The sequence below is a fragment of the Mesorhizobium sp. M2C.T.Ca.TU.002.02.1.1 genome (assembly GCF_003997225.1).
This window is the reverse complement of the sequence record NZ_RZTO01001219.1, coordinates 1-1,246: the sequence shown is the minus strand read 5'-3', so window position 1 is coordinate 1,246 and position 1,246 is coordinate 1. Positions and strand designations below refer to the sequence as shown.

The window sequence follows — 1,246 nt, the reverse complement described above, 5'->3', positions numbered from 1 at the left end:
ATCTCGTGGTCGTGCGGCCGAACTACGCCACCAACATCGAGACGCCAAAGGCGATCGGCTGCGCCATCTCCTATGTCGATCTCGACTTCGACCGGGGCTTTGCCGTCGACATCGAACGCGTGAAGGCGGAGCTGCGCCCGAACACCAAACTGATCAGCGTCACCTGCCCGCACAACCCGACAGGCGCGATGATGACACGAGCCGATCTCGACGCGCTGGTCGCGCTTGCCGAGAGCCGCAAGTGCCGCTTGCTGGTCGACGAGACCTATCGCGACCTCTCCTATGGCGAGCGCCTGCCTTCGGCGGCCTCGCTCAGCCCTGCCGCCATCAGTGTCTGCTCGCTGTCGAAAGCGTTCGGCATTCCGGGCATCCGCATCGGCTGGCTGGTGACCCGGGATCCGGAACTGCAGGAAACCTTCCTCGCCGCCAAGGAGCAGATCGGCATCTGCGGCAGCGTCATCGACGAGGCGATCGCCCGCGCCACGCTCGAACGCCGTGACGCCTTCCTGGCCTCGCTGCTGCCGGAGATGGCCAGGCGCCGCGACATCGTGCAAGCCTGGATCGACGGCGAGACGCAGGTCGACTGGGTGCGGCCGCAAGGCGGCGTCGTCGGCTTCCCGCGGCTCAACGTCGATGCCGGCTTCGACCTCGACAAATTCTACACGAGGCTGCTGGAGCAGCACGGCACCTATGTCGGTCCCGGCCACTGGTTCGAGATGCCGAAACGCTTCTTCCGCCTTGGTTTCGGCTGGCCGACGGAAACGGAGTTGCGCGGCGGGCTGGCGGCCATCTCCGCCGCGTTGCGGGACTGAGCCGCCATCCGGGCAAAAAAATTCGATTTTCTTTGATCCGGCGTGGATTTTTTGCGCGCATGGCCTGGCGAACTGGGCTAAAGGGTTGCCGCCGGACCAGCGCCCACCGTGGAAGTGCCCCGCCGGCCGTGGTCGCAACGGGGCCCTCGAACCATGACCATCGAAGCAACGTCACCAGACCAGCGCTACGCCGCGTTCCGGCACCGACCGTATCTCAGCTACTGGACGGCGCGCTTCCTCACGACGTTCGCCACCCAGATCGTGTCGGTCGCCGTCGGCTGGCAGATCTACGATCTGACGCGCAATCCCTTCGACCTCGGCATTGTCGGCATCGTCCAGTTCCTGCCTTCGCTGCTCCTGGTGCTGGTCACCGGCGTCGTCGCCGACCGTTTTGGCCGCCGCCTGATCATGACTTTGTCGTCGCTCGTCGAGGC

General features: G+C 65.5%; 2 protein-coding genes. Both read left to right on the top strand.

The features are described from left to right. A partial coding sequence (locus EOD07_RS34895) for a pyridoxal phosphate-dependent aminotransferase (RefSeq protein WP_164772867.1) occupies positions 1-812 on the top strand: 812 nt, incomplete at its 5' end. 153 nt (positions 813-965) lie between these two features. Then, positions 966-1,246, top strand: a 281-nt coding sequence (locus tag EOD07_RS34890) for an MFS transporter (RefSeq protein ID WP_164772866.1), incomplete at its 3' end; no start/stop codon positions are given.